Genomic DNA, 2,138 nt, shown 5'->3' with positions numbered 1-2,138 from the left:
CTTCCCCACCGGCCCCACCGCGATGATGCGATTGCCCTTCACCACCACCACGCCCTGCTCCAGCACCTCGTCACCCTTCATCGTGACGATGCGCCCTCCCACCAGCGCCAGCGTCCCCTCCGGCACGTCCGACTTCGACGTGAACGACACGTCCACGCCCTCCGCGGACGGCGGCGGCAACGTCTTCGGTGACCCGTCCAGGAACGTGAACGCATCCTTCAGCGCCCGCGTGTACAGCTTCGGACCCAGCGCCCAGTTCAATGACAGACGCGCCCCGTCCCCGGACCAGTGCAGGTATTCGCCCGCGTCACGGCTCACCTGCGTCACCGGCATCGCCTTCGTGCCCGGCCCCACCTGCGCCTCCTTGGAGCCCCGCACGAACGGCGTCACGTACGCGTTGAAGTCCTCGCGGAAGGCCACCCACTGGTCGTCGGGCGACACCCGCATCTCCACCGCGCCCGCGCTCTTCAGGTGCGTGCGCTCGTTGCCCCCGTCCAGTTCGATGCTCTGGAGCGTGCGGACGTCCTCCACCTCCTTCGACTCCACGCGCAGGAAGTACACGCGGTCCGACTTCGCGCCGAAGTGCGGCTGCTGCCCGTCCCGCGTCAGCTTGCGCGCCACGCCCCCACCCGCGGACGGCACCGCGAACAACCCCGTCTCCCGGCTCCACGTGCCCGGCATCAGGTAGCCATCCCCCGTCGCCCGGTACACCACCGACTTCCCATCCGGGCTCAGCACCGGCTCCACGAAGTAGCCCGGCTGCGCTGTCACCACGCGCCCTTCCCCACCCGTCGCCGCCACCACGCGCACCGCGCCCAGCCGGTCGTCGTCCCACGTCGTGTAGACGATGGAGCGCCCGTCCCGGGAGAACGACGGGTGGAACTCCAGGTGCTCGTTCTGCCGCGTCAGCCGGCGCGGCGTGCCCGACGGCAGGTCCTTCACGTAGAGCCGGCCCAGCGCCTGGTACACCACGCGCCTGCCATCCGGTGACACCTGCATCCAGCGCAGCATCTTCACGTCGAAGCGGTCCGGCGCCACCGCGCGCGTGCTCCGCACCGTCTGGAACACCGTGCGCGTCCCCTTCACGTGGAAGGGAATCGGCGTCACCTTCTTCGTCGCCACTTCGATGCGATGCAGCGTCCCGCCCGCCCAGAACACCAGCGACTTGTTGTCCGGCGTCCACGCCATCACCGGCGACACGCCGTGGATGGCCCACGTCTCCTGCATGTCCCGGTCGAGCCCGTCGTACAGCGGCCGCTCCGCCCCGGACGCCACGTCCGCCACGTACAGCACGCTCTTCGCGCGCACCCGCCGCACGAAGGCCAACTGCTTTCCGTCCGGCGACGGCGTGGGCCGGATGGAACCGCCCGGGCCGGTGACGAAGGGCTCCACCTCCTTCGTCTCCAGGTCCAGCCGCTGGATGGCGTAGATCTCCTTGTTCGGATCCTTGTCGTATTCGAAGGACTTCCCCGGCGTGACGTCCTGGCTGAAGTAGACGTAGCGGCCGTCGGGGGAGAACGCGGGCTCGCCCAGGTCCTTCTGGTCGTTGGCGCGCTCGGTGAGCTTCACGCCTTCACCGCCCGCGCGGTGGTACATCCACACCTCGCCCGCGCCCAACGAACGCCGGCCGGTGAAGTGCTTGCGCCCCACCAGGAACTGCCCGTCCGGACTCCACGCCGGACTGTTGAGCAAGCGGAACTTCTCCTGCGTCACCGGCTTCGGGTCGGAGCCGTCTCGGTTCATCACCCAGAGGTTGTCGCCGCCGCCCCGGTCGCTCGTGAACGCGATGGACTTCCCGTCCGGGCTGTAGCGCGGCTGCATGTCCCAGGACGCGCCGGACGTCAGCGGCCGCGCCTCACCGCCCGCGATGGGCAGCGCGTACACGTCCCCCAACAGGTCAAAGACGAGCTCGTCCCCGCGCGGGCTCACGTCCACGTTCAGCCACGTACCCTCGCGCACGTCGATGGGCACCTGCGAGGCGGTCGCTCCCGGGGGCGCATCCACGCTCCACGCATCCTTCTTCGCGTCCGGCGTCCCGGTGGCGGCGACGGGGGCGGGGGTGCCGGCGTCTCCCTCGCTCGCACGGGCGGCGTCGCGCGCGGTGTCCTTCGGCGCGGGCGGAGGGGGCGGCTCCTGGG

1 protein-coding gene is annotated in these 2,138 nt (G+C 70.5%); it reads right to left on the bottom strand.

Going from position 1 to position 2,138, the window contains the following annotated elements; genetic code table 11:
- Positions 1 to 2,138: TolB family protein (locus tag D7V88_RS40885; protein WP_504815062.1), on the bottom strand; the 2,138-nt coding region annotated here is incomplete at both ends.

The sequence above is a fragment of the Corallococcus terminator genome, assembly GCF_003611635.1.
GTDB classification, from domain to species: Bacteria; Myxococcota; Myxococcia; order Myxococcales; family Myxococcaceae; genus Corallococcus; species Corallococcus terminator.
This window is presented reverse-complemented; position numbering and strand designations above follow the sequence as displayed.